Source organism: Flavobacterium sp. (genome assembly GCF_029242675.1).
In the GTDB taxonomy this organism is placed as follows: Bacteria; Bacteroidota; Bacteroidia; order Flavobacteriales; family Flavobacteriaceae; genus Flavobacterium.
Genome location: NZ_JAQWTM010000080.1, coordinates 1 through 5,450, shown reverse-complemented (window position 1 = coordinate 5,450; position 5,450 = coordinate 1). Strand labels below are relative to the sequence as shown.

At 33.0% G+C, this 5,450-nt stretch carries 6 protein-coding genes and 1 pseudogene; 4 read left to right on the top strand and 3 right to left on the bottom strand.

Annotated features, from left to right (window positions below; genetic code table 11):
- Positions 1–164: pseudogene (locus P8M54_RS03215) on the top strand (conjugal transfer protein TraD); the annotation flags it as partial.
- Positions 165–203: 39 nt separating this feature from the next.
- Here the strand turns inward: P8M54_RS03215 and P8M54_RS03210 are convergent.
- From P8M54_RS03210 to P8M54_RS03200, 3 genes are read right to left on the bottom strand one after another with little or no spacing between them, the layout of a single operon-like run.
- Complete coding sequence (locus tag P8M54_RS03210) at positions 204–2,135, bottom strand: UvrD-helicase domain-containing protein (protein WP_300285072.1); 1,932 nt, start codon at positions 2,133–2,135, stop codon at positions 204–206.
- A complete protein-coding gene (locus tag P8M54_RS03205; protein WP_300285069.1) occupies positions 2,117–4,198 on the bottom strand; it encodes an ATP-dependent endonuclease in 2,082 nt (693 codons plus the stop codon). The genes P8M54_RS03210 and P8M54_RS03205 overlap by 19 nt, the downstream gene beginning before the upstream one ends.
- Before the next feature lie 22 nt (positions 4,199–4,220).
- A complete protein-coding gene (locus P8M54_RS03200; protein WP_074590872.1) occupies positions 4,221–4,517 on the bottom strand; it encodes a helix-turn-helix transcriptional regulator in 297 nt (98 codons plus the stop codon).
- Positions 4,518–4,720: 203 nt separating this feature from the next.
- Here P8M54_RS03200 and P8M54_RS03195 point away from each other — a divergent pair, with 203 nt between their 5' ends.
- The 3 genes from P8M54_RS03195 to P8M54_RS16325 all read left to right on the top strand — a co-directional run.
- Positions 4,721–5,026 (top strand): DUF4134 domain-containing protein, encoded by a 306-nt coding sequence (locus P8M54_RS03195; RefSeq protein WP_074590696.1) that lies wholly within the window; start codon positions 4,721–4,723, stop codon positions 5,024–5,026.
- A gap of 11 nt (positions 5,027–5,037) precedes the next feature.
- Positions 5,038–5,370: a DUF4133 domain-containing protein gene (locus P8M54_RS03190; RefSeq protein WP_300285061.1), complete on the top strand. Its 333-nt coding sequence runs from the start codon at positions 5,038–5,040 to the stop codon at positions 5,368–5,370.
- The coding region (locus tag P8M54_RS16325) for a DUF3875 domain-containing protein (protein WP_366525116.1) at positions 5,367–5,450 on the top strand (84 nt) is incomplete at its 3' end. The genes P8M54_RS03190 and P8M54_RS16325, both read left to right, overlap by 4 nt.

Sequence of the window (5,450 nt, the reverse complement as noted above, 5' to 3'; positions counted from 1 at the left end):
TAGAGGGAACCGAATTATTCAGCCTTTTGGAAAATTCTATGGAAGGCGCTTCTCGTAAAATAGCAGAGCTATTGGACAGTAGTCTTTCTTCTGAAACGGAAGCCGGCTCTTCCACTTTGCGGAAAAATGATTTTGATGGTTTTGACATTGGGAAGTTTGTGTGAGCAAACTCCCCAATATCATTTTTAATTAACAATAGCCGCTTAATCAATATTAATTACGTTATCGTTCCCGAACCATCCATTTGCTTTTGCAATTACTTGTGCATCTGGATTATGAAAGAATACGGCTAAATTTTCTTTAGCTCGTGTACAACAAACGTAAAATAATTTTTGAGTTCTTTCTAAGACACTTGGAGTAGCTGTGCCCAAGAACATTTTTTCAAAATTGTAATTATTCCATCCTCCATTATCGAGAATAACTAAGACATTATCAAATTCAGCACCTTTAGTTTTATGTTGCGTAGAAAATGGCGTTTGACCTTCTAAATATTCATACAACTTTTGAAACTCATTAAATTTGACATCTTTTACACGGTTATATAAATATTCGTTCTTCTCCTTAAATACAAGTAATCTGTCATCTATCAAGGAAATACCTTTTTCGTGAGCATCAGTAATAACTTCCTCAATTGTTTTTTCTCCAACATTTATAAGATTATCGATATTCTCTTTCAACAATCTTTTGTTGGCAATACTTCTTATGTGTATTCTGTAATCCGTTACTCTCAAAAATTCATTATACTGCTTGTTTTTATAAAGAGATATACTATTCTGGATTTTGAACAAATGTTTAATCAAATTATCTCTTTTTGACCCTTTCTTGTTTTCATCATCTTTATCTTGTTTTTTATCGTCAGTCAGAGCATCTTTATTCATATAAATTTTCCTTACCTCAGAAAACAGCTTGTCCTTTAATTGATTGTATAATTCTGCCTTTATTGGGTCTGCTAATAAAATATCTTTCTTTAAATTTCTTTGTATGTTTTTCAACTGAAATTTATCGACTACAACATCAAAAGTGTCATTATCATCTATTGTAATTTCCGGTCTATTATTTTTCTTGTTATCCTTTATTTTATTAAGGATATCCGTCTTTAATCCAATGATAGGGTCACTATCGTAAATATCCATTAATTCTCTAAACCCTGCTTTACTAGCTATCAAATTGTGTGTAAGATTGAGTTCTTTTGTTTGCTTCGTATTATTGAAATCCCAACCATAATTTTCCCCTAAGGATTTTTCTACTTTTTCAATATTGCCATCAGTTGAATATAAAAACAACACTGTCCCTTGTTTTACTATACCTTCAACCATATTGGGTGCATTAATATCGATAGAAGGTTCTTGTATAATGCCATCTGTCCGAAGTTTGTTAGCAAGGTTGATAACAAGCTGAGGATTTCTTCTATTCTGTTTCTTTGGAATTTCTTTTACTTTATCTGCATCTTGACCTTTGTATTCATCTAAATTACCAATACCATCTTCATAAATTGATTGCATTGCATCGCCAAAGAAACCAATAATATTCTTCCTTTCGCTTTTCTTGAAATGAGTAAGAAAGATATCTACAACAGCTTTGCTTGTATCTTGGTATTCATCAATAAAGATGAATTGGAATTTATCCTTTACAATACTGCTAAGCTTTGGGTATTTGTCAAAAAGATAGTTTGCAACCAAAAGCAATTCATCGTGAGATATAATACCATCTCTTAACCTGACATATTCCTTGTATTGTATTCCATCTTCTAGACCCTCATAGTAAGTATTAGGAATAGGGTTTTCATCATCAATGGAAATTCTACTAACCTCTTCATCATTAGCCAATGCGATAATAGCTACTTTAAGCTCTTTTTGAAAGTGTTTTATATTATCCCAAAGAAAATCGTGGATTGTAGATACGTTTAGGTTTTTATGATTTACTCTCTCTTCAATTTCTTTAACAGCCGCATTCGTGTAAGTCATACAAGCAACTTTAGCAGTTGGATTTTCTAAAATTGCCTGACGAATTACACTTACTAAAGAATAGGTTTTGCCACTACCAGCTCCACCACTAAGAAGGAAATTTCTACCTGCATCAATTGATTGAAATATTTCTTGTACTTCGAGTTCTAAATTTAATCTTTCTTCAACCATAACAAGCCATTTTTAATGTAAGCCGGAATATTCCAATTACTAAATTTTTCATCACTGTGATATAAAATATCTAAAGCGAAATGAGTTTTCTTTTTAATACAATTATCTGCTAAGACATAGGGACTTTTCGTGTCATCATCAAAATCAGAAGCATTTTTTATTCCTTGAAAAGTAGCTTTATTTCCTTTTACAAATTCTCTATTCAGATGTATAAAAGCATCTTCAAAACTTCTTGCGTGATAAGTATTTTCTTCTTGTTGGTAACATATACAAATTGTAGAACTCCCAACAGTAATTGTTCTATCGCCAACAGCCAGGGCTTTTAAATCGTCCCACGTTACAGCTTTTAGGAAATGATTTATTGCAGAATTGCTTGTTTTGGTACCTTCATTAACAGGACACGCTCCCCAAACATCTTGTTCTTTGTCATTTTTTCCTACGACCTTCATTGCATCAATGTCTGTCAATATCAATGATTTAATACCCAAGAAGTCAATAAACTTCTCAAAGATTTGTGAATATGCACCGACTTCGATAGTTGATATATTTTGAGATAGAAGCGGTAAGAATGTATCCTCGTTTCCTTCCACTTCTAAACGTGCAGCTTCTTCTAAGTCAACTTTTCGCATAAAAGTTGGTATTAAAATCCTTTCTGTATCTCCTTCAATAAGAACAGCCTTATCAGCAAAAAAGATTTCAGCTCTGCTAATTGTTAGGTATTGTTTTAAGAATTGATATTGTTTTGGGTCGGCATCATATTGAGTTCTTAAATCTTTAAGATTTTTCGCAGTTACATTATTCTTTGCTATTGTTTTCAAATATTTTATATCATCGAAATCACTATCTGCAACAATATGTGATGAATGCGTTGTAATTAAGTACTGTAATGTTCTATCTATACCATCATTTCTTTTGATACCCTCTCCAAGTAGTTTTTTTATATTTTTTATAAAGACATACTGCATTTGGGGATGGGTATGAGCTTCCGGTTCTTCTATAATAAGTAAATTAATATCGGCAGGCTTCTTGTCCTTATCTTTTTTGAAATCTTGTACCAAAATTTCAATTTCAAAAATCATACTTATTAGGTTCATATAACCTAAACCGTTGTAATGTTCTGGTAACTTATGGTCATCGTGAGTGTATACTACTGTAGTATTTCCTTCAAGTAATTCTCGATGTTGTAATGTTGAAATAATTGCTATATCAGTATCATTCAACTTAACGCCACCAAAATCTTGTACTTTTTTTATTACGTCTTTAAATAAATCTTTGTAGATGTCGCTTAACGTACTATCTGTTTCTGAAAGCTGGTCTTTAAAATCTTCAGTAGCTTGAGTCTTATCACTACTGTCTTCTTGTTTTTTATAGAGACTTGACGTTTGTTTTGAGAGTGTGTTTTCTTTTTCTTTATTTGTTACATCTCTTCTTGCACTTATGTACTTAAAGTTGATAATATCCTTTAAATTAATGTTTTCACTAACAAGGTCGATTGGCTTAGTTTCAGTAATCTTATTTGCAGTCGTATCGTATTCAAAAGAAAATTTATGAATTTTATAATAAGCTTCTATGTTTTGCTTTAAAAAATCTTTTAGTTCCCGTGGCTTATATTCTTTCTTCTTAGCATTTTTCGCATTTTCACTGGCTGCGAAGATTGCATAGTCAGCTTTTATTTTTAAAAAAGCATCATAACTTACAGTGTATTCAAAACCTAAAACAATATTGTTATTGTCAGGATCTAAATCCATCAATACTCTGCTAACATTAGATAAATCATCAGTATCGTTATATTCAATATAGATTTTCAGTTTAATACCTTTAGGAGAGAATTCATCGGGAACATCAGCCGATTTGATTAAACTTTCTAATTCGTTTTTAAAATCAATATTCAAATCATCATAAGAAAATTTACTTTTTTCATTTATAAATTTATCCAGAACTGACAGAATAGAAGTCTTTCCTGTATTGTTTTTTCCGATAACAAGAGAAAGTTCATTTTCAAGGTCCATTGAAAAAGTCTTCAGTAATCGAAAATTTTCAACTTCTATTTTTTTTATCTTCATAATAGTTGGTTATAGTATTTGATTAGTTTTTATTCTCATCTTTTCTTAATCTTTTTTGCGATATTTTTAAAACTTGTTCTGCTACAGGTTCATTTAGTAGCAATTCAATTATTTTATCTGACAGCCATAAAACCAATAGTTCATTAATATCGGTATTGAAAAATTTTGCAAGTTTTTCAATATGCTTTCTTGGCAACAGCCTTTCCCCGTTTTCTACCTTACTGATAAAAGCATTATCTAACTCCAAAGCTGCGCCAACTTCTCTAAGGAATAAACCTTTACTTTCTCTCAATTCTTTTATGCGTTTTCCAAATGTCATTTTGAATTTATAAGACTTGTCTAAATAAGTCAAATATAGCAAAAATACTTAAAAAAAAAGGATTTAAGTTTCCCAATTATGCCACTCACCGCCAAGTAATTCCACTCACTGCCACATTATTATAAGGCCTCTATTTCTATAACACCTTTGTCACGAAAGCCCGCAAGGTGTGGGAAAGAATAACAATTTAATGTGTTTCAATTATGAAAAAACAGAGAAAAAAAGCTTTGCTGGCAGCGGTAGCAATGCTGTCAGGAATTGGTGCCTTCGCCCAAGGAAATGGTACAGCCGGTATCAACGAAGCAACCCAAATGGTAACGTCTTATTTCGACCCTGCCACACAACTCATCTACGCCATTGGTGCCGTAGTAGGTCTCATCGGAGGTGTTAAAGTGTACAACAAGTTCAGTTCGGGTGATCCTGATACAAGCAAAACGGCGGCTTCGTGGTTCGGTGCGTGTATTTTCCTCATCGTAGCGGCAACCGTCCTTCGTTCATTCTTCCTTTAATCCCTTGCCTTATGAGTAATTATAACATCAATAAGGGTATTGGCAGGACAGTAGAATTTAAAGGATTGAAAGCACAATACCTGTTCATTTTTGCAGGTGGACTGCTTGGTACGCTCATCTTCGTGATGATACTGTATATGGCTGGCGTAAACTCTTACGTCTGCCTGCTACTCGGAACAGGCGGTGCTTCGCTGATTGTATGGCAGACCTTTTCACTGAACAGGAAATACGGCGAACACGGATTAATGAAAGTGGGTGCAAGAAAAAGACATCCCCGTTACATCATCTGTCGCAAGCCAGTACATCGCTATTTAAAGTTTACCACTAAACCCAATGTACGATGATAAATACAGCAAAATCAACAACACTGGAAAGCAAGTTTCCATTATTGGCGGTAGAGAACAATTGTATTCTGTCAAAAGAT